17 protein-coding genes and 1 pseudogene are annotated in these 20900 nt (G+C 68.6%); 13 read left to right on the forward strand and 5 right to left on the reverse strand.

Annotated elements, in window-relative coordinates; all coding sequences use genetic code 11:
- Window positions 1-8 precede the first annotated feature (8 nt).
- On the forward strand, window positions 9-2816 hold the full coding sequence (gene cphA / locus DCD74_RS08860; RefSeq protein WP_112926994.1) for a cyanophycin synthetase: 2808 nt from the start codon (window positions 9-11) through the stop codon (window positions 2814-2816).
- 9 nt (window positions 2817-2825) lie between these two features.
- A complete protein-coding gene (locus tag DCD74_RS08865) occupies window positions 2826-4604 on the forward strand; it encodes a Mur ligase family protein (RefSeq protein ID WP_112926995.1) in 1779 nt (592 codons plus the stop codon).
- 115 nt (window positions 4605-4719) lie between these two features.
- On the opposite strand, the gene DCD74_RS08870 is transcribed toward DCD74_RS08865, so the two are convergent.
- The 3 genes from DCD74_RS08870 to DCD74_RS08880 all read right to left on the reverse strand — a co-directional run bounded on the left by DCD74_RS08870 (window position 4720) and on the right by DCD74_RS08880 (window position 8587).
- Window positions 4720-5514 (reverse strand): TSCPD domain-containing protein, encoded by a 795-nt coding sequence (locus DCD74_RS08870; RefSeq protein WP_112926996.1) that lies wholly within the window; start codon window positions 5512-5514, stop codon window positions 4720-4722.
- Between the two features lie 79 nt (window positions 5515-5593).
- Window positions 5594-6238, reverse strand: a complete 645-nt coding sequence (locus DCD74_RS12690) for a hypothetical protein (protein WP_162615962.1) — start codon at window positions 6236-6238, stop codon at window positions 5594-5596.
- Between the two features lie 189 nt (window positions 6239-6427).
- A complete protein-coding gene (locus tag DCD74_RS08880; protein ID WP_112926997.1) occupies window positions 6428-8587 on the reverse strand; it encodes an adenosylcobalamin-dependent ribonucleoside-diphosphate reductase in 2160 nt (719 codons plus the stop codon).
- A 398-nt stretch (window positions 8588-8985) separates the two neighbouring features.
- Between DCD74_RS08880 and DCD74_RS08885 the strand changes: the two are divergent.
- From DCD74_RS08885 to DCD74_RS08930, 11 genes and pseudogenes are all read left to right on the forward strand, one after another.
- Window positions 8986-10415: pseudogene (locus DCD74_RS08885) on the forward strand (trypsin-like peptidase domain-containing protein).
- Window positions 10416-10438: 23 nt separating this feature from the next.
- On the forward strand, window positions 10439-10789 hold the full coding sequence (locus DCD74_RS08890; protein WP_112926998.1) for a hypothetical protein: 351 nt from the start codon (window positions 10439-10441) through the stop codon (window positions 10787-10789).
- Window positions 10790-10795: 6 nt separating this feature from the next.
- Window positions 10796-11332 carry an NfeD family protein gene (locus tag DCD74_RS08895; protein WP_237049573.1) on the forward strand — a complete coding sequence of 179 codons (537 nt, stop codon included), beginning with the start codon at window positions 10796-10798 and terminating at the stop codon, window positions 11330-11332.
- A gap of 58 nt (window positions 11333-11390) precedes the next feature.
- Entirely contained in the window at window positions 11391-11804 is a 414-nt protein-coding gene (locus DCD74_RS12980; RefSeq protein ID WP_237049574.1) for a hypothetical protein, read from the forward strand.
- A complete protein-coding gene (locus DCD74_RS08900; protein WP_407072201.1) occupies window positions 11801-12934 on the forward strand; it encodes an AI-2E family transporter in 1134 nt (377 codons plus the stop codon). Before DCD74_RS12980 ends, DCD74_RS08900 begins: the two co-directional genes overlap by 4 nt.
- 41 nt (window positions 12935-12975) lie before the next feature.
- Window positions 12976-13707 (forward strand): HAD family hydrolase, encoded by a 732-nt coding sequence (locus DCD74_RS08905; protein ID WP_112927000.1) that lies wholly within the window; start codon window positions 12976-12978, stop codon window positions 13705-13707.
- Complete coding sequence (locus DCD74_RS08910) at window positions 13704-15080, forward strand: leucyl aminopeptidase family protein (protein ID WP_112927001.1); 1377 nt, start codon at window positions 13704-13706, stop codon at window positions 15078-15080. The genes DCD74_RS08905 and DCD74_RS08910 overlap by 4 nt, the downstream gene beginning before the upstream one ends.
- A gap of 133 nt (window positions 15081-15213) precedes the next feature.
- Entirely contained in the window at window positions 15214-16110 is an 897-nt protein-coding gene (locus tag DCD74_RS08915) for a hypothetical protein (RefSeq protein WP_112927002.1), read from the forward strand.
- An 87-nt stretch (window positions 16111-16197) separates the two neighbouring features.
- Window positions 16198-16752, forward strand: a complete 555-nt coding sequence (locus tag DCD74_RS08920) for a hypothetical protein (RefSeq protein ID WP_112927003.1) — start codon at window positions 16198-16200, stop codon at window positions 16750-16752.
- Entirely contained in the window at window positions 16749-17045 is a 297-nt protein-coding gene (locus DCD74_RS08925) for a transcriptional regulator (protein ID WP_112927004.1), read from the forward strand. The genes DCD74_RS08920 and DCD74_RS08925 overlap by 4 nt, the downstream gene beginning before the upstream one ends.
- 13 nt (window positions 17046-17058) lie before the next feature.
- Complete coding sequence (locus DCD74_RS08930; RefSeq protein ID WP_112927766.1) at window positions 17059-17664, forward strand: DUF1579 domain-containing protein; 606 nt, start codon at window positions 17059-17061, stop codon at window positions 17662-17664.
- On the opposite strand, the gene yedA is transcribed toward DCD74_RS08930, so the two are convergent.
- Window positions 17665-18567 carry a drug/metabolite exporter YedA gene (gene yedA, locus DCD74_RS08935; RefSeq protein WP_112927005.1) on the reverse strand — a complete coding sequence of 301 codons (903 nt, stop codon included), beginning with the start codon at window positions 18565-18567 and terminating at the stop codon, window positions 17665-17667.
- A gap of 59 nt (window positions 18568-18626) precedes the next feature.
- Complete coding sequence (locus DCD74_RS08940; protein ID WP_112927767.1) at window positions 18627-20828, reverse strand: carboxy terminal-processing peptidase; 2202 nt, start codon at window positions 20826-20828, stop codon at window positions 18627-18629.
- Window positions 20829-20900 lie beyond the last annotated feature (72 nt).

A 20900-nucleotide genomic window follows, 5' to 3' on the forward strand; every position in this document is an offset into this window, starting at 1 on the left:
GAAACACCATGCGCATTCTCAGCCGCAACGTTTACGTGGGTCCATCGCAGTACGCGCGTTTCCCGGTGTTGCGGCTCGAGCTTGATCTGGGGGTGCTGGAAGACTGGCCCACCGCGAAGCTCGGCGCGCCCTTCATCGACGGCCTGCTGGCGGCGTTGCCGAGCCTGGCCGAACACGGTTGTTCGTATCGAGAGCCCGGCGGCTTCGTGCGGCGCATGCGCGAAGGCGAAGGCACGTGGATGGGACATGTGCTGGAACACCTCGCCATCGAGCTGCAGAACGTGGCGGGTGAGGATGTGACGTTCGGCAAGACCCGCGCGGTGGCCGATGGCCGCCCCGGCGTCTACAACGTGGTCTACGAATACGCGCACAAGGAAGAAGGCCTGGCCGCGGGCACGCTGGCGATGCAGCTGATCGAATCGCTGCTGCCCGAAGACCTGCGCACGCCGGGCGGCCTGCCGGCGGACTGGGAGTGGGAATCCGCACGCGACGATTTCATCCGCTACGCGCAGCGGCGCGCACTGGGCCCGTCCACCATGTCGCTGGTGCGCGCGGCGGAGAAACGCGGCATCCCGTGGCTGCGGCTCAACCAGAATTCCTCGCTGATCCAGTTCGGCCACGGCAAGTACCAGCAGCGCATCCAGGCCACGGTCACCGGCCGCACCTCGTACATCGCGGTGGAACTCGCGAGCGACAAGGAGGAGACCAACGGCATCCTCGGCTCGCTCGGCCTGCCGGTGCCCAAACAGCAGCTGGTGACTTCGCAGGCGGATGCGCTGAAGGCCGCACGCAAGCTCGGCGGGCCGGTGGTGCTCAAGCCCTACAACGGCAACCACGGCCGCGGCATCACCATCAACATCACCGAAGACGACGATATCCGCGAGGCCTTCCAGGCCGCGCAGGCGCATTCGCGCTCGGTGATCGTGGAGACCTTCCAGCCCGGCGACGACCATCGCCTGCTGGTGGTGAACGGCGAACTCATCGCCGCCACCAAGCGCACGCCCGGCCACGTGGTCGGCGATGGCACGCATGACATCGCGCAGCTGATCGAACAGGTCAATGCCGATCCGCGTCGCGGCGTCGGCCACGAGAAGGTGCTGACGCGGCTGGAGTTGGACGCGCAGGCGAAACAGATGCTGGAACGCGTCGGCATGGACGAGCACAGCATTCCCGCCGCGGGCGAGCAGGTCTATCTGCGTTCCACCGCCAATCTCTCCACCGGCGGCACCGCGACCGACGTCACCGACATCATCCATCCCGACAACCGCGACATGGCGGTGCGCGCGGTGCAGGCGATCGGGCTGGATGTCGGCGGCGTGGACTTCATCACCCCCAACATCGCGGAAAGCTACAAGCGCATCGGCGGCGCGATCTGCGAAGTGAATGCCGCGCCCGGCTTCCGCATGCACGTGGCGCCCAGCGAAGGCACACCGCGCGATGCCGCCGGGCCGGTCATCGACATGCTGTTCCCGCAGGGCACGCCGGCGCGCGTGCCGATCGCCGCGGTCACCGGCACCAACGGCAAGACCACCACGGCGCGCATGCTGGCGCACATCGCCAAGATGGCCGGCTACGTGCCCGGCCTCACCACCACCGACGGCGTCTACATCGACGGCCAACGCACCGTGGAAGGCGACATGACCGGGCCGGTGTCGGCGCGCATGGTGTTGTCGGATCCACACATCGACATCGCCGTGCTGGAAACCGCGCGCGGCGGCCTGGTCCGTGCCGGCATGGGCGTGGCCGAAGTGGACGTGGGCGCGGTGCTGAACGTGCAGTCCGACCATCTCGGGTTGAAGGGCGTGGACACGCTGGAGCAGCTGGCCGAGGTCAAGCGCATCGTGGTCGAGAGCGCACGCGAATGCGCCGTGCTCAACGCCGACGACCCGAACGTGTTGAAGATGTCCGGCTACACCGATGCCAAGGTGATCTGCTACGTCACCACCAACCCTTCGCACATGCTGGTGCGCGAGCACATCCGCGCCGGTGGCCGCGCCTGCGCGCTGGAGGCCGGCGTCAACGGCCAGATGATCGCGCTCTACGACAAGGGCGCGCACATCCCGCTGATGTGGACGCACCTGATCCCCGCCACGCTGGAAGGCAAGGCGATGCACAACGTGCAGAACGCGATGGTCGCGGCGGCGATGGCGTTCTCGATCGGCATCAAGCTCGACGCGATCCGCCACGGCCTGCGCACCTTCGACACCAGCTTCTTCCAGGCGCCGGGTCGGATGAACGTGTTCAACGAGCATCCGTTCAAGGTGATCATGGATTACGGCCACAACGCGCACGCGGTCGGGATGATGGCCGAGCTCGCCCAGCAGCTCGACGTCAACGGCCGCCGCATCGTGGTCATCGCCGGGCCGGGGGATCGCCGCGACGAAGACCTGCGGGCGATCTCGCGCGCGGTCGCCGGGCGCTTCGACCGTTACATCGTCAAGCGCGACGACGGCCTGCGCGGTCGTGGCCCCGACGAGGTGCCGAAGATCCTCGCCGACGAACTGCTCGCCGCGGGCGTGCCGGCGGATGCCATCGAAATCATTCCCGATGAGCAGCAGGCGGTGGATGCGACCCTGCGGCAGGGCCGGCACGGCGACCTCATCCTGGTCTTCGCCGATGCGCTGGCACGCACCTGGAAGCAGATCACCAAGTACCGCGCCGATGGAGAAGCCGCGCCGCGCCAGCATGCGGATGCGGTGCCGGCCGTGGCCACCGCGCTCGACCCCGCCGAGGACGACAGCTACGACGCCAGCCTGATGCAGGGCGTGGTGCGCGATGCGCGCGGCCTGCACATGGAACGCGAAGAGAACGACTGAGCCCGCACCGTGAGCGAACCGTTCTCCGACTCGCGGCGCCTGACCGGCGCCAACCTCTATTTCGATTGCGCCGGTGCCGCGCTGGAAACCGCGCGCGGGCTCGCCTTCGACGAGGCCGCGCTGCAGCGTTGGCGCGACAATATCGCGCGGGCCCGCACGGCGCTCGGCTGGCCGCAGGCGGCGATCACCATCCGTCGCCACGCCAGCGGCGCATCGCTCGCGTTCGAAGCGCCCATCGACCAGCTCTACACCGCCACCGAAGTGAACGAGTGGGCGTGGTACGCGGCACTCGATATGCATGCCGACGGCACCCCGGTCGACGACACCGATCCGCCGCGCCCGCATGCCGCGCACTGGGATGACGATGTCGCATTGCGCACGTTGCGTGCGTTGGCCGAGGCGGAAGCGCGGCCCGCGTTGATCGCGCTGCTCGACGCCGCCGATGCCCACGGCGTGCCCGCGCATGCGGATGACGATGCGGTATCGATCGGCGAAGGCGCTTCGTCGCGCAGCTGGATGATCGACGCCCTGCCCGCTCCGGACGATGTGGCCTGGTCACGACTTCATGCCATCCCCAAGGCCGTGGTCACCGGCTCCAACGGCAAGACCACGACCGTGCGCCTGCTCGCCGCGTTGCTGCGCGCGCAGGGCCTGCGCAGCGGCTACAGCAGCACCGATGGTCTGTTCGTCGATGGCCAATGCATCGACGCCGGCGACTATTCCGGCCCGGTCGGCGCACGCACCGTGCTGCGCGAGCCGCGCGTGCAGGCGGCGGTGCTGGAAAGCGCGCGCGGCGGCCTCTTGCGGCGCGGGCTGGTCGCGCGCGATGCACGCGTGGCCGTCGTCACCAACATCAGCGCCGACCATTTCGGCGAATACGGCATCCATGACCTCGACGACATCGCCGCGGTGAAACTGGTGGTGGCCAAGTCGCTGGCCGCCGACGGCCTGCTCGTCCTCAACGCCGATGACCCGTTGCTGGTGCGTCACGCGTCCACGCTGTCACCGCCGCGCACGCTCGCGTGGTTCGCGCTTGAACTGGATACGGCGCGGGCGCATGGCGGCCTGGCCTGCGTCGTCCGCGATGGCCGGCTGCTGTTGCTGGATGGCGATGCCGCGCACGATCTCGGCGCGGTGGACGACATGCCGCTCACCTTCGGTGGCAGCGCCCGCTACAACATCGCCAACATCGCCGGTGCGGTGCTCGCCGCCCATGCGCTGCGGATTCCCGTGCCCGTGATTTCGGAGATGCTGGCGACGTTCGGTGGCAGGCCTTCGGACAATCCCGGTCGTCTGCAACGCTGGAGGCTGGGTGATGTCGATGTGCTGCTGGATTACGCGCACAACCCGGACGGCCTGCGCGGCCTGCTCGCCGTCGCCCGGGCGATGCGCGGCAACGGACGGCTGGCGCTGATCCTGGGCCAGGCCGGCAACCGCGAAGACGCCGACGTGCGCGCGCTGGCGATGACCGCCGCCGAAGCCCGGCCCGACCGCGTGTGGCTGAAGGACATCGGCGGCGACTACCTGCGTGGCCGCGCCTCCGGCGAAGTGGCCGGCATCCTGCGTGACACGCTGCGCGACAGTGGCATGGCGGAAGCCGATCTCCCGGTCTGCCTGGACGAGGCGCAGGCCGCGCGCGAGGCGCTGGCATGGGCCCGGCCGGGCGACATGCTGGTACTGCCGGTGCACGAGCCCGAACGCCGCGATGAAGTGGTCGCCCTGCTCGATGCCTTGCAGGCATCCGGCTGGCGGGCAGGCAGCGCCTTGCCTCCGCTTGCATCCGGCTGACCTCGCCAACGCAAGGCGCAGGCAACCAGCAACTACACAGCTGATGACGCAAACAAAAACGGGGCCCATCGGCCCCGTTTTTTTCGATCATCCATTCAAGCCTTGCGCATCGCGCTCAACCGCATTTGCTGTAGCCGCAGTTGAGGCAGGTGGCACAGCCATCCATGATCACGATGGCCTTGGTGTGGCACTTGTGGCACATGGTCGCGCTGGGCGGGAAGCTGGTGCCTTCGCCGGTCACGGCGATTTCCTCGCCATGCGCTTCGAGCGTATCGACCGGCGCGCTCAGTTCAGCGTTTTTTTTTGAGCCGGCCTGCTGTTCCTCGAACGCGCGGCGCTTCTCGGCGATCAGCGCGAGCTGGTGCTCACTCATCTCCGGGTCGCGCAGCATGCCGATGGTCTTGAGGTGGTCCTCGACGATCATGCCCAGCTCGGCCACCAGCGACGGCATGTAGACGCCGCCGGCCTTGAAGTAGCCGCCCTTGGGGTCGAACACGGCCTTCATTTCCTCGACCAGGAAGGTGACGTCGCCACCCTTGCGGAACACCGCGGACATGATGCGGGTGAGCGCGACGATCCACTGGAAGTGCTCCATAGACTTGGAGTTGATGAAGATCTCGAACGGGCGGCGCAGCTCGTGCTCGGTGCCGGCATTGAGCACGATGTCGTTGATGGTCACGTACATCGCGTGTTCCACCAGCGGCGACTTGATCTTGTAGGTGGAGCCGATCAGCACCTCGGGGCGCTCGATCCTCTCGTGCATCTGGATGACGTTGTCCACCGCCGCTTCCGACTCGACCTTGTCGCGGGCCACGCTGCTGCCGGCCTGGGCAGGCTGCGCCTCGCGCGCCTTGTCCTCGGGGGTGAGCACGGCGTAACCCTTGATTTTCTTGTCGATCTTGACGGCCATGATGTCCTTGCCTGATGCGTTGTTCGTATGGGGATGCACGCGTCCGCCGCCTTGGGCGACGGCGGACGCGCCGTGTCGCTTACTTCTTCGCGCGGGTCGCCGCGGCCTTCTTGCCGGCCGCGCTGCGTGCCGCCTTCTTGGCGACGGCTGCGGTCTTGCGCTTGGCGGTGCCGGTGGCCTTGGCCACCTTCTTCGCCACCTTGGTCGCGGTGCGCTTGGCCGTGGCCTTCTTCGCCGCGACCTTCTTCACTGCTTTCTTGGCGACTTTCTTCGCGGGTACCTTCTTGGCCGGTGCCTTCTTGGCGACCGCCTTCTTGGTCACGGCCTTCTTCGCCGTGGCCTTCTTCGCCGTGGCCTTCTTCGCCGTGGCCTTCTTCGCCGTGGCCTTCTTCGCCGTGGCCTTCTTGGCCGCCGCCTTCTTCACCGCCGCGGTCTTCTTGCCGGCGCCCTTGCGCTTGAGGGCCGCGGCTTCGGCACGCGCCTTGGTGGCGCTGGCCGAAAGCGACTTCTTCAACTCGCCTTCCTTCTTCACCACGGCCTTGCGTGCATTGCTCGCCGTCTTGCCGACCGCCTTGGTGGCCTTGCGCGCGACGCGCTTGACCGTGGCCACGGCGCCGCTCGCGGTGGAGGCGATGGTGCTGCCCACGTTGCTCGCGGTGTCCTTGACGTTGTCGGCGGCGGTGCCGATGGTGGCCATCATGCCGCTGGTTTTCTTCTTGGCCATAAGCCCTCCTTGTGGGCGCTAACCATGTGGATGGAGATGTCGGGTGTTACCCGCCGGATGCTATACCCGGGCCGCGCGCAATGTCGCGTGAGGGTGCAGCCGCATCACCATCCCCATCACCTGCCTTGAGCCTTGCTTCAATGCCCCTGCATCGGAAGCTGCAGTGAGCCTTGCTTCAATGCCCTTGCATCAGAACTTGCCGTAGTAGCCTTCCTTCAACGCATCGAACAGGTTGGCGGCGGTGTGCATCTCGCCGTCGTACTCGATCTGCTCGTTGCCCTTCACTTCCACCACGCTGCCGTCATCGAGTTCGAAGCGGTAGGTGGTGTTCTCGAGGTCGGCTTCCTTCACCAGCACGCCCTGGAACGCGGCCGGGTTGAAGCGGAAGGTGGTGCAGCCCTTCAGGCCCATCTCGTGCGCGTAGCGGTAGATGTCCTTGAAGTCCTCGTACGGGTAGTCGGTGGGGACGTTCGCGGTCTTGGAGATGGAGCTGTCCACCCAGATCTGCGCGGCGGCCTGCACGTCGACGTGTTCCTTCGGCGAGATGTCATCGGCGCTGATGAAGTATTCCGGCAGCTGGCCGGCGGCGTCCTCGGCGAACGGCATCGCCTTCGCGTTGACCAGCTCGCGGTAGGCCAGCAGCTCGTAGGAGAACACGTCGACCTTTTCCTTGGTCTTCTTGCCTTCGCGGATCACGTTGCGGCTGTAGTGGTGGGCGAAGGACGGCTCGATGCCGTTCGACGCGTTGTTGGCCAGCGACAGCGAGATGGTGCCGGTCGGCGCGATGGAGCTGTGGTGGGTGAAGCGCGCGCCGACATCCGCCAGCTTCTCGACCAGCTCCGGCGCGACCTCGGCGACCTTCTGCATGTAGCGCGAATACTTGGCGTGCAGCAGGCGGCCTTCGATCTGCTGGCCGACCTTCCAGCCGTCCTTCGCCATTTCCGGACGCTTGCGCAGCATCTCGGCGGTGACCGCGAAGGTCTCGGACATGATCGGCGCCGGGCCCTTCTCCTCGGCCAGCTGCAGCGCGACCTCCCAACCGGCCACGGCCATCTCGCGGGCGATGCGCTCGGTGAACTCGCACGACTCCTTCGAGCCGTACTTCATCTTCAACATGGTCATGGTGCTGCCCAGGCCCAGGAAGCCCATGCCGTGGCGGCGCTTGCGCATGATCTCGTTGCGCTGCTGCTCCAGCGGCAGGCCGTTCACTTCGACCACGTTGTCGAGCATGCGGGTGAACACGCGGACGACTTCCTTGTATTCCTCCCAGTCGAACTCGGCGGCTTCGCCGAACGGTTCGCGCACGAAGTTGGTCAGGTTGACCGAGCCCAGCAGGCAGGCGCCGTAGGGCGGCAGCGGCTGCTCGCCGCAGGGGTTGGTCGCGCGGATGTTCTCGCACCACCAGTTGTTGTTCATCTCGTTGACGCGGTCGATGAGGATGAAGCCCGGCTCGGCGTAGTCGTACGTCGAGACCATGATCATGTCCCACAGGTGGCGGGCGCGGACCTGGCCGTAGACCTTGCAGGCGACCAGGCCGTCATCGCGCACGATGTAGCCGCGGGTGGTCGGCCAGTCGCGCCAGACGATCTGCTGGGCGTCGGCCAGGTCGACTTCGCCCACTTCCTTGTCGGACAACGGGAACACCAGCGGCCATTCGGCGTCCTGCTTGACCGCGTCCATGAAGCCGTCGGTGATCAGCAGCGACAGGTTGAACTGGCGCAGGCGGCCATCCTCGCGCTTGGCGCGGATGAAGTCGCGGACATCGGGATGCGACACATCGAACGTGCCCATCTGCGCGCCACGGCGGCCACCGGCGGAGGACACGGTGAAACACATCTTGTCGTAGATATCCATGAAGGACATCGGGCCGCTGGTATAGGCACCGGCACCGGCCACGAACGCGCCGCGCGGACGCAGGGTGGAGAACTCGTAGCCGATGCCGCAGCCGGCCTTGAGCGTCAGGCCCGCCTCGTGGACCTTCTCCAGGATGCCGTCCATGGAATCGGTGATGGTGCCGCTGACCGTGCAGTTGATGGTCGAGGTGGCTGGCTTGTGCGCCTGCGCGCCGGCGTTGGAGGTGATGCGGCCGGCCGGGATGGCCCCGCGGCGCAGCGCCCAGGCGAAGCGCTCGCCCCAGTACTTCTGCAGCTCGGGCGTGGTCTCGGCTTCGGCCAGCGCCTTGGCGACGCGCAGGTAGGTGGCGTCGATGTCGGCATCGATCGCATCGCCCTGCTTGGTCTTCAGGCGGTACTTCTTGTCCCAGATGTCCAGCGAGGCCGGCTGCAGGGGGATCACGCGGTTCTCCGTTTCCTTGGTGGTCTTGACCGATTCCAGGCGCACGCTGCTCATGCCGATGATTCACTCCATTTGTCGTATGCGGTTGCGGGGGGAAGGCGGACGCACGCCGGTGGCCGCGGAGCCTGAAAAACCCGTGGACTGCCCGATTTCCCCTGTTTTCGCAAGAGCCGTTGGGCCCAATACTTGGGAATCGGCGTGGTGGCCAACCCCAAGATGTTGTGGAAAACAGGTAGGCAAGCTACGAGGCCATCGGCGCCCTGTCAACCGGGTTCACGCATTCATTTTTGAGAATTTTCCGTAGGTCGATGTGGCGGTCCCGGCACGCCGGGCTTAACCGCGTATTTAGGTAAGACCCCCGACACTGGCCGCCTGCGCCCGTCCATCACGCCAACCCCACCGGACCCGGGCGATAAAGGATGCCGATGCCCCACGATGCCCCGCGCCGCCCGATGCGCCCCCTGCCCACCCTGCTGATCCTGGCGGCCACCGCGGCCTTCGGCGGTTTCACCGCCACCGCGGCGCGACGCCCTGACCCAGCCCGCCACCGCCGAACCGGTGCCGGCCAGCGTGCCGATGACCGCAAGCCAGCCTGCCGACCGCCGTGGGCGGCCAGCCGGTGCCTTCGCTGGCGCCGATGCTGCAGCGGGTGATGCCGGCGGTGGTCAGCGTCAATACCAAGCAGATCGTGCGGGTCAACACGCCCTGGGGCAATGATCCGAGGATGCTGCGGATGCTCGGCATCCCGCCGGAACGGGTGGCGCAGTCGCTCGGTTCGGGGGTGATTGTCGATGCGGCCAAGGGCTACGTCCTCACCAACCACCACGTGGTCGAGAACGCCGACGAGGTTTCGGTGATGCTGGCCGACGGCCGCACGCTGAAGGCCGAATTCCTCGGCTCCGATGCCGACACCGACGTGGCGCTGATGCGCATCCCGGCGCAGAACCTGACCGCGGTGCCGCTGGCCGACAGCGACGCGCTGCGGGTCGGCGACTTCGTGGTCGCCATCGGCAACCCGTTCGGCGTGGGGCAGACGGTGACCTCGGGCATCGTCTCGGCGGTGGGCCGCAACAACCTGCCCGGCGCCGGCTTCCAGAACTTCATCCAGACCGATGCCAGCATCAATCCCGGCAATTCCGGCGGTGCGCTGGTCGACCTCAACGGCCGGCTGGTCGGCATCAACACCGCCAGCTTCAACCCGCGTGGCTCGATGGCCGGCAACATCGGGCTGGGCTTCGCCATTCCGAGCGACCTGGCCAGCAACATCATGGGCCAGCTGCTGGCCAACAACGGCCAGGTCCGCCGTGGCACGCTGGGCGTGGACACGCAGGACATCGACGACCGCCGCGCGCGTGCGCTGGGGCTCGATTCCAGTGCCGGCGCGCTGGTGACGCGGGTCTATCCGGGCTCATCCGCCGCCAGTGCCGGCCTGCGCACGGGTGATGTGATCCTGGCCGCCAACGGCCAGCGCATCGCCAATGCCGAGGACTTCCGCAACTTCCAGGGCCTGCAGGCGGCGAATGCGAAGCTGACGCTCGACATCCGCCGCGATGGCCTCCCGCTGCAGCTGTCCGCCGGCCTGCAGGAACAGCCGCGCGACGGCGCCAGCCTGGATCCGCGCCTGGCCGGCGTGACCTTCGGCGAACTCCCCGAATCGCTGCGCCGGCAGGGCGTCGATGGCGTGCTGGTCAGCGCCGTCGCCGCCGACAGCCGCGCGGCCCGCGCCGGCCTTCGCGGCGGCGATGTCATCCTCGAAGCCACCACCACCGGCGGCTTCGGAGACCTGGCCAGCTTCCGCGCCAGTTTCCGCCAACCCCCGGCGCAGCTCGCCTTCCGCATCTGGCGTGACGGCAACCGCATCGGCACCCTCGTCATCCCCTGACCCACCCCCACAGGAGCACCACCATGAGCGACGTCAAAGACAACCTCTCCCAGGCCAGCGGCCATATCAAGCAGGCGGCGAGCCACGCCGGTGATTCGATCAAGGGCGCGGCGGCCGCGGCCGGCGACGAACTGCGCCTGGGCAAGGCCAACATGAAGGCCGAACTGGCCGATGGCGCGGTGGCCGGCATCAACGCCGCCGAGCAGATGGGCGCCGCCGCCAAGGAACAGATGGACGTGCTGATGGAAAAGGGCCGCGACATGGTCGACAGCACCTCCGAGCTGATCCGCGAGCGTCCGCTGACCGCGTTCGGCATCGCCTTCGCGGCCGGTTGGGTGATCGCCAAGCTGGCCCGCAGCGGCGGCGAGAAGTAAGCCGCGATGTCGTCGGAGCGGGGCCCCGACGGCGTCATCGCCGACCTGATCGAATCGTTCCGCCAGGTCGGCGAATCGGGCCAGGCGGGCTTGGCAGCCGCGCGCGACGCCGGCAAGGCGATGCGCACGCTGGTGTCGGCCGACGTCTCGCTGGCGCGCAGCGCCTTCGGGCGCACGCTGGCGTTCACCGGCGTGGCAATCGCGTTCGGCGCCTCGGCCTGGCTGCTGCTGATGGCGGCGCTGATCGTCGCGCTCAACAGCGGGCTGGGCTGGTCGTGGCCGGTCGCGCTGCTGTCCACCGCGCTGCTCAGCATCGTGTTGACGGTGCTGGCCGGCTGGTGGGCGATGCGCTATTTCGAGCACACGCGGATGAAGGCGACCCGTCGCCAGCTGGCCCGGCTCGGCATCGGTGAACTGGCGGAGATGACGCCGAATCCCGGTTCGCCGGCATCGACCAAGGCCGCCACGGAATCGATCCCCACCGAGAAGCCCAACGGCGAGCCGGTCAAGGACGACCAGGGCATCGAGGTCACGCCGCCGTGACAGGCTGCTGCCGCATCGTCATCCCCTCTTTCCACTTCCACACCGGCAGCCGACGCGCATGGGCTTCGAACAACTGATCGACAAGGTCACCCAGGCCGAACAGGCGCTTGAGGCAAGCGAACGCGGCACGGTGGCGGAATGGCGCCAGCTGAAGTCCGCCTGGCGCACGGCATGGACGCCCGGGCGCATCGTCATCGCCGGGCTGGCCAGCGGCTTCCTGGTGGGCCGGGCGCAGCCGCTCTCGCGCACCACCGGCGGCGGGATATTGCAGCTGATGACGGCGCTGTCCGGCCTTGTCGCCAGTGGCAGCGCGCAGGTCGCGGCCAGCGAAGCCGGCGATGCCGCACACCACGCCGAAGCCACCGCCGAAGCGGTCGGCGCGGATCCGGTCGCGGCGGCGACAGCGCAGGCAATGCCCTCGCCCGACCCGCTGCAGGAACACGAGCGCATGCGCCGCAGCGGGTTGATGTGAGCACGCCCGCCGACCCTCCGGTCACGCCCGAGCCGCTGCAGCCTGCATCGGAGCCGGCATCGCCGAAACCGGTCGAAGTGCCGCCGCGCCCGCGCGCGAGCATCGCGCTGCTGGTCATCGCCACGCTCGCCGTCGCCTACACGCTGTGGGCCACGCAGGCGCTGGTGCTGCCGATCCTGCTGGCGCTGTTCTTCGCGCTGATCGGCAACCCGATCATCCGGGTCCTGCAAAGGTTGATGCTGCCGCGCGCACTGGCCGCGGTGCTGGTGCTGGCCGGCGGCATCGCGCTGGCGGTGGCGCTGGGCCAGCAGCTGGTCGCGCCGGCCGGCGAGTGGTTCAGCGAGGTGCCGCAGCAGATGCGCAAGCTGGCGCCGAAGCTGCAGACGCTGGCCAAACCGGTGCAGGACGCCAACAAGGTCGCCGAGAACATCGCCCGCGCGGCCGGTGGCGAGAGCACAGCGAAAAAGGCCGAGGTCATCAAGACCGAGGTCAACGACCCCTACAAGATGCTGACCGCCACGCCCAAGATCCTCGCGCAGGTGCTGGCGGTGATCCTGCTCACGCTGTTCTTCATGATCTTCGGCCAGACCCTGCAGCGGCACGCCATCGACCTGCTGCCGGGGCGGCAGCAGAAGCGCATCACCGTCGACATCCTGCAGTCCATCGAACGCGAGATGTCGCGCTACGTGCTGACCATCAGCGTGATCAACATCGTGCTGGGGCTGGTGCTGGCGGCGGCGCTGTACTTCGTCCTGCACCTGTCGCTGCCCGAGGCGCTGCTGTGGGGCACGATGGCCGCGCTGCTCAATTACGCGCCCTACGTCGGGCCGCTGATCGGCGTGCTGGTGATGCTGGTGATGGGCTTCACCACCCAGCCCGACCTGTGGCCGGCGCTGCTGCCGGCGGCGATCTACCTGGGCCTGCACACGCTGGAAGGCCAGATCATCACGCCCATCGTGCTCGGCAAGCGGATGGCGATCTCGCCCCTGGTGCTGATGCTGGCGCTGATGGTGTTCGGCTGGCTGTGGGGGATCATCGGCCTGCTGCTGGCGGTACCGCTGCTGGTCTGCGTCAAGATCGTGCTGTCGAAGGTGGAAGGCTGGGAAGGCTGGGCGAAGCTGCTGGAGTGATCCGGCGGGGCGCGTGCGGGTCGAGCGGCTAAAATCCCCGTGTGAGCCCGTCCCCGCCCCTCCGCGCGATCACCCTCGACCTCGACGACACCCTCTGGCCGTTCCCGCCGATCGGCGAGCGCATCGAGCGCGTGCTGCACGCCTGGTTCGAAGTGCATTCGCCGAAGACCGCCGCGCAGTTCCCGATTCCCGCCATGCGCCGGTTGCGCGAACGGATGATCGAGCGCTACCCGCGCCAGTCGCACGACGCCAGCTGGCTGCGCCGCAAGGGCATCGAGGTGGCGCTGGCCGAAAGCGGCGGCGATCCCGCCCTGGCCGATGCCGCCTACGACGCGTTCTTCGTCGAACGCAACAAGGTCGATTTCTACGCTGACGCACCGGCCGCGCTCGCGCGCATCGCCGCCCGCCTTCCGGTCTGCGCGGTCAGCAACGGCAACGCGGACCTCCGCGCGATCGGCATCGACCGGCACTTCGCGCATCGCATCACCGCCCGCGAATTCGGCGTCGGCAAACCCGATGCCGCGATCTTCCACCACGCCTGCGAACGGCTCGGCGTCGCGCCCGCCGAGGTGCTGCATGTGGGGGACGATGTCGAAGCGGACATCGCCGGGGCGCATCGCGCCGGCCTGCGCACCTGCTGGCTGCATCGCGATGACGCTCGCGAAAAACATCCACGCTGGCCGAAGCGCGAATTCATGCCGACGCTCACCTTCCCCACCCTCACCGCGCTGGCCGACTGGCTGGACGCCCACCTGGACGAGGTTCCCCGATGACCGACCTGCCCGGCCTGCGACGCAATGCCGCCCACGCGCTGCCCTTCCACTGCGTGCGCAGCGACGAGTTCGATGGCTGGCGCAAATTGCAGCTGCCCGCCACCGGCCAGTGGCTGGACGCGCAGAAATACGTCGCCGGCTCCGGCACGCTGGCCCTGCTGCCGGGCGGCGACGGCATCGAGGGCGCGGTGATCGGCCTGAGTGACCGCCACGATCCCTTCGCCTACGCGCACGCGCCGTTCGCGCTGCCGCCGGGCGACTGGCAACTGACCGGTGAGCTGGACGAAGACGCGCGTCGCGCCCTGCTGCTCGGCTGGGGTCTCGGCAGCTACCGCTTCCGCCGCTACAAGCAGCCGTTGCGCGAGCCGGCTTCGCTGGTCATCGGCGACGGGGCGGATGCGGAAACGCTCGACATCCTCGCCGCCTGCCTGCGCACCCGCGACCTCATCAACACCCCGACCGAGGACATGGGCCCCGACCAGATGGAAGCGGGCGTGCGCGAGATCGCCGGACGCCACGGCGCGAACATCGAAGTGATCGCGGGTGATGACCTGCTGGCGCAGGGCTATCCGGCGATCCACGCGGTCGGACGCGCCTCGCATCGCGCGCCGCGCTTCATCGAACTGCATTGGGGCGATGACGCCGCGCCGCATGTCGCTCTGGTCGGCAAGGGCGTGTGTTTCGATACCGGCGGCCTCAACCTCAAGGCCAGCGCCGGCATGCGCAACATGAAGAAGGACATGGGCGGCGCCGCGCACGCGATCGCACTGGCCGAGCTGATCATGGCGCGCAAATTGCCGGTGCGGCTGTCGCTGTTCGTCGCGGCGGTGGAGAACGCGGTCGGGCCGAACGCGCTGCGCCCGGGCGAAGTCATCGCCACCCGCAAGGGCGTGAGCGTGGAGATCGACAACACCGACGCCGAAGGCCGGCTGGTGCTCTGCGACGCGCTGGTCCGCGCCGGCGAGGACGCGCCGGAACTCATCCTCGACTTCGCCACGCTCACCGGTGCCGCGCGCATCGCGCTGGGGCCGGACCTGCCCGCGCTCTACGCCAACGACGACGCGCTCGCCAACGACTGGCTCGCCGCCGGCCAGCGCGCGTACGACCCGCTCTGGCGCATGCCGCTGTGGCGCCCGTACCTGCGCTATCTCACCAGCACGATCGCCGACATCGCCAACGCCAGCAACACCACGATGGCCGGCAGCGTCACCGCCGCGCTGTACCTGGAGCGCTTCGTGCCGGAAGGCCAGAAGTGGGCGCATCTCGATGTCTACAGCTGGAACGACAGCGACCGCCCGGGCCGCCCGGCCGGTGGCGAGGCGCAGGGCCTGCGCGCGGCATTCGCGATGTTGAAGGCGCGCTTCGGCGGCTGAGGATGCTGCTGGGCTTTCTCAGCCGGATCGCGGGGATGGTGGTGGCGCGGGCCTGCTCGGTTTCGGTCTGCACGGTTCCCTCGCGCTGGCGGGCCGGGTCACCCCGAATGCGTCCCTGTTGGCCGGCTGCGCGATGGCGGTCGTCGTCGGCGGGCTGCTTTGGCGCGGGATCGAGCGCCGCATCGCCACCCGCCTCGAACAGGCCGAAGCCGATGCGCTGCGCCCGGTAGCCGCGCTCGGCAGCTACCAGGTCGATGCGCGGAACAGCGCGGCGATGTGGGTGCTGATCGGCGTCTTCGTGATGTTCGCCGTGGCGGCCGGCATCGCGGCACGCGCGGGCAACTTCGGCGCGCTGAGCGGGTACGGCGCGCTGGCGTTGATGCTGGGCTGGATCCTGGCCGTCATCCTGCAGCTTCGCCGCCGCCCCGGCCCGATGCTGGCGATGGACGCGCGCGAACTGCGCCACGCCCAGTTCGCGCCGATCCCGTGGCGCGATGTCATCGGCCTGCAGTTCCTGCTGGTCGAGCGCCATGGCCAGCATCAGGGCAGCCTCCTGCTCGGCGTGCGTGCGCCGGCGCGTTTCATCGCGCCCACTCCATGGCTGGTGAAAACGGCGTACGGCTACCGTCACTGGCGGATATCGCCGCCCGCCTACGGCAAGTTGGTGATTCCGCTGCAGGGTCTGGATGCCCCGCCGCAGGACGTCCACGCGCACGCACTGGCCTTCCGCAAGCAGGTGGATGCGCCTTTCATCGAGCACTGGCACGACGGTATGACGGCGCAGGAAATCGACACCGCCTTCGCCATGGATGCGCTGCTGGAGAAGATGGACCGCCTGGAGCCCGGACACAGCCCGGAGGCGGAGCTGGAATCGCTCAACCGCGAGATGCTGGCACTGGCGCCACGCATGCGCGAATGCACGCAACTGGCGCTGGCACGACAGCGCCGCACGGTGCGCAATGCCTGGCGGCTGTTGGCGGCCACCGTGGCCGGCAGCGTGCTGGTGCTCTGGCTGAAGATTTCCGGCTGACCCGACTTTCGCGCCCTCCACCCGGTTCTGCCGCTTGACAACTCTAATTTGCAGAGTACTCTGCAAATCACTTACCGGAGACCCGCCATGACCACGCAAGACCAGCTGAAAGACGACCTCGACTTCATCGCCAGCACCGTCCGCCGCAATGACCGCTCCGGCGGGCTGCCCGTGCTCTACGTGTTCTGGGCCCTGGCGATCGCCATCGGTTTCACCCTGGCCGACTTCGCGCCGCGCCTCGTCGGTTGGTACTGGCTGCTGGTCGGCATCGGCGGCGGCTTCGGCAGCATGCTCTACGCCGGCCGCGTCAGCCGCCAGCGCGGCATCAGCAACAGCGAGGAAGGCAAGCGCTGGGGCCTGCACTTCATGGTCGGCGGCTTCGGCTGGCTGGCCACCGCGCTGCCGATGATGACCGGCAAGCTCAGCCCGGAGGCCGGCGCGCCCTGGTTCCTCTTCACCACCGGCCTGGTCTACGCGCTGGCCGGCGTGCACCTGGACCGCCCGATGCTCTGGAGCGGCCTGCTGGCGCTCGCCGGTTTCATGGTGATGCAGCTGGTCGCGGTGCCCTACGTCTGGACCACCACCGGCCTGCTGATGGCGCTCTGCCTCGGCACCGCCGCCGTGCTGACGGCGCGCAAGTGAAGGCGCTCGACAGCCTGCAGCCGGCGCTCGAGCACCGGGCGCGGCTGGCCATTGCGGTGCTGCTGGCGCGGCATGGCGAGATCAGCTTCGCCGCCTTCAAGGAACAGCTGCAGATGACCGACGGCAATCTCGGCGCGCAGCTGCGCAAGCTGGAGGAAGCCGGCATCGTCAGCCTTCGCCGCGACTTCGTCGAGCGCAAGCCGGTGACCTGGTACGCGCTGACCAAGGACGGCCGCAAGGCGCTCGACACCCACCTGAAAGCGCTGCAATCGCTCATCCACGCCGCCCAATGAAGGAGTCACGATGATGAAACTTCGTCCCCTCGCCACGCTCGCCTTCGCCACCGCGCTGCTGCTGGCCGGCAACGCCTTCGCCCAGCAGTCCGCCGCCGATGCCGCCCGCCGTTACGACCCGGCCTTCCGTACCGCCGAACAGAAGTCGAAGCTGCAGCGCTTCGCCTACATGGACGGCACCTGGCGCGGCCCGGGCACTTACGTTCTGCCCGATGGCAGCCGCCACGACATCATCCAGACCGAACGCATCGGCCCGCTGCTCGATGGCGGCATCAAGCTGATCGAAGGCCGCGGCTACAACCCGGACGGCACCACCGGCTTCAATGCCTTCGCGGTGCTCAGTTGGGATGTCGATGCGCAGGCCTACGGTTTCCGCAGCCATGCGATGGGCTTCAGCGGCGACATGAAGTTCGTGCCGACCGATCACGGCTTTGTCTGGGAAATCCCGGCCGGCCCCGGCACGGTGATCCGCTACACCGCCGTGGTGAAGGACGGCCGCTGGCACGAAGTCGGCGAACGCATCGGCCCCGACGGCAAAGCCGTGCGCACCTTCGAGATGACGCTCAAGCGCATCGGCGACAGCACGTGGCCGGCCACCGACGCGGTGCCGCCGCGTTGATCAGGCTTTCCTGACCCGCGCCTTGCCGGCCTTGGCCAGCGTGATCACCACCACGCCGGCCAGGATCACCGCCATCGCGCCGAGCTCGGTCGGCGTGGCGCGCTCGCCGGCCAGCCACGCGCCCAGCATCACCGCGATCGCCGGATTGACGTAGGCATAGCTGCCGGCCAGCGCCGGACGCACGTGGTGCAGCAGCCAGATGTAGGCGGTGAAGCCGACGATGGAACCGAAGGTGATCAGGTAGGCGAACGCCGCCAGCGCCTTCGGGGTCGGCATCGCCATGCGCTCGCCGGTGGCCATCGCGATGGCCACCATCACCACGCCGCCGCAGAGCATCTGCCCGGCGGCGGTCATGAACGGCGAAGGCAGGTCGCGGCCACGGCTCCAGATCGAGCCGAACGACCACGACAGCGAGGCGATGAGCAGCGCCATCAGGCCCTTGAACGAGCCCGACATCGCGCCACCGGCGTTGAGCCAGACCACGCCGATGAAGCCGATGCCGATGCCGATCCACTCGATGCGCGTGGGTTTCTCGCCCCGCATCATCGCGAACAGGCCCATCCAGATCGGCGCCGAGGCCACCGCCACAGCGGCCAGCCCCGACGATACCGTCAGCTCGGCGAAGTTGACCATGCCATTGCCGAAGGCCAGCAGCAGCACGCCCATCACCAGTAGGTTGCCCCACTGCGCGCGGGTCGGCGCGGGGTCGCCGCGCAGCCACAACACCGCGAACATCAGCCCGCCGGCGATCAGGAAGCGGATGCCGCCGAGCAGGAACGGCGTGAAGCCACCCTCCAGCGCGAAGCGGATCGCCAGGTAGGTGGAGCCCCAGATAAGGTAGACGGCGGCGAGCGCCAGCGCGACCGCAACGGGCCGCGGCGCTTGGGAGGCAGGATCGGACATGCGGCTATTGTGCCCGCGCGACGCGTTGCCGCGCCGCGCAGTGCATCACGGAGCGGCGCTTATTTCGCCCAGCTGCCGGCCTCGGTGGACTGCGGCAGCACCTGCGCGGCCAGCGCGCGGTCGCCGTCGAGCAGGCGGGCGGCATCGCCCAGGATCGCGGCGGCCTCGCGCAGCAGCGGGTCCGGCACCTTGTCGGCCAGCTTCTCGCGCTCGGCCTCGCGGGCGACATCGCGCTCGTTGTACTGCAGGCCGTCGTCGCCGCCGTCCTCGGCCAGCGGATCGAGCGCCAGGCCCAGACGCTTGCGCTCGGCCTGGCGGAACTTGCGCTTGGCTTCATCCTTGTCGCGCTCGGCGCGGCGCTCGGCCTCGTTCAGGCTGATCCACTTCTTGTCGCGCTGGGCGCGGAACTCCTCCGCGTCCTCCACCCGCCAGCGGTACTCGACGTCGGTGGCGGCGCGGGCGTCGTGCAGGCGCTTGAGCTCCGGCAACAGGCCGGCGAACTGGCCGTAGGTCACGTGCGGCGCTTCGTCGATCTTCGACCACGGCAGCGCGTTGTCGTAGGTGCTCTCGCCGTATTCCTCGGCGTCGAGCGCGGACGGGAAGGCGATGTCGGGCGCCACGCCCTTGTTCTGCGTGCTGCTGCCGCTGGGGCGGAAGAACTCGGCCACCGTCAGCTTGACCTCGCCGTACTGGTTGTTGCCACGGTCCGGCACCACGCGGTCCAGGTCGACCATCGCCTGCACCGTGCCCTTGCCGAAGCTGTTCTCGCCGATGATCAGGCCGCGCCCGTAGTCCTGGATCGCGCCGGCGAAGATCTCCGACGCCGAGGCCGACGCACGGTTGATCAGCACCGCCAGCGGGCCGCTCCACTGCACGCCGGCGTCGCGGTCGCTGCGCACGCTGATGCGGCCGCCGGCCTGGCGCTCCTGCACCACCGGGCCCTTGTCGATGAAGAGGCCGGTCATGCTCACCGCTTCGTCCAGCGAGCCGCCGCCGTTGTTGCGCAGGTCCATGACCACGCCGTCGACCTTCTCGTCGCGCAGCTGGGCCACCAGCGCGGCCACATCGCGGGTGACGGAGACGTAGTCGTCGCGGTTGCGGCGGGCGTCGAAGTCCTGGTAGAAGCCCGGCACCTTGATCACGCCGATGCGGCGCGCCGGCACGCCGTCGGCGGCGGGCAGCTGCAGGATCTCGCTCTTGGCCTTGCTCTCGGCCAGCACCACCTTGTCGCGGGTCAGCTGGATGCGGTTGGGCTTGGCGTCGATGCCGGCTTCGGCCGGCAGGATGTCCAGCCGCACCACCGTGCCTTTGGCACCCTTGATCTTGGCGACGACGTCGTCGATGCGCCAGCCGATCACATCCTCCATCGCGCCATTGCCGCCCTGCCCGACCGCGACGATGCGGTCGCCGGGCTTGAGCAGGTTGCTGCGCGCCGCCGGCCCACCCGGGATCAGCTCCATGATGGTGACGATGTCCTCGCGCTTCTGCAGCTGCGCGCCAATACCCTCGAGCGAGAGCGACATCGACTGGTTGAAGCGCTCGGCCGCGCGCGGGTTGAAGTAGTCGGTGTGCGGGTCGATGGAGCCGGTGTAGGCGTTGAGCGCGGTCTGGAAGATGTCCTCGGCGTTGAGGTCGCGCACCATCGTGGTCATGTTGGCGTAGCGCTTGTCGAGCGTCTTGCGGATCTCCGCCGGCTGCTTGCCGGCCAGTTTCAGCCGCAGCCAGTCGGAACGCACCGACTGCTTCCACAGCGCGTCGAGCGCGGCGGCATCCGACCACGGCACGTCCTTGCGGTCGTAGTCGTAGCGGTCGTTGCCGTTGAAATCGAAGATGTCCTGCTTGAGCAGCGCGCGGGCATAGGCCGAACGCTCCTGCACGCGGGTGCGGTACAGGTCGAACAGGCGGTACATCGGCGCGTAGTCCCCGCCCTTGATCGCGCTGGCCACCTTGGCCGGCGCGTCATTGACCGTCGCCACGTCCGCGCGGGTCAGGTAGACCTTGGACGGGTCGAGCGCCTCCAGGTAGCGCTTCCAGACTTCGGCGCCCAGCGTCGCGTCGAGCGCGCGCGGGCGGTAGGCGTAGCGGCTGTCCGACAGCAGGCCGTGGACCAGCGCCGAGGTGTCCGCCTGCTCGGGGCTGGTGGTGAAGGCGGAGGCGGCGACCGCCGGCGTCGCGGCCGGGGCGCGGACGCCATCGGCCATCGCCAGCAGCGAGATCGGCGCGACCAGGGCCAGGGCGAGAAGGGTCGGACGTAGCTTCATCATCACTCACTCGTGGGAGGCGGCTGGGCACAGGATGCCCGTGTCATGGGACAGCCCGACAGTGCAGGAAGT

Origin of the sequence: Lysobacter oculi (assembly GCF_003293695.1) — a bacterium.
GTDB classification, from domain to species: Bacteria; Pseudomonadota; Gammaproteobacteria; order Xanthomonadales; family Xanthomonadaceae; genus Solilutibacter; species Solilutibacter oculi.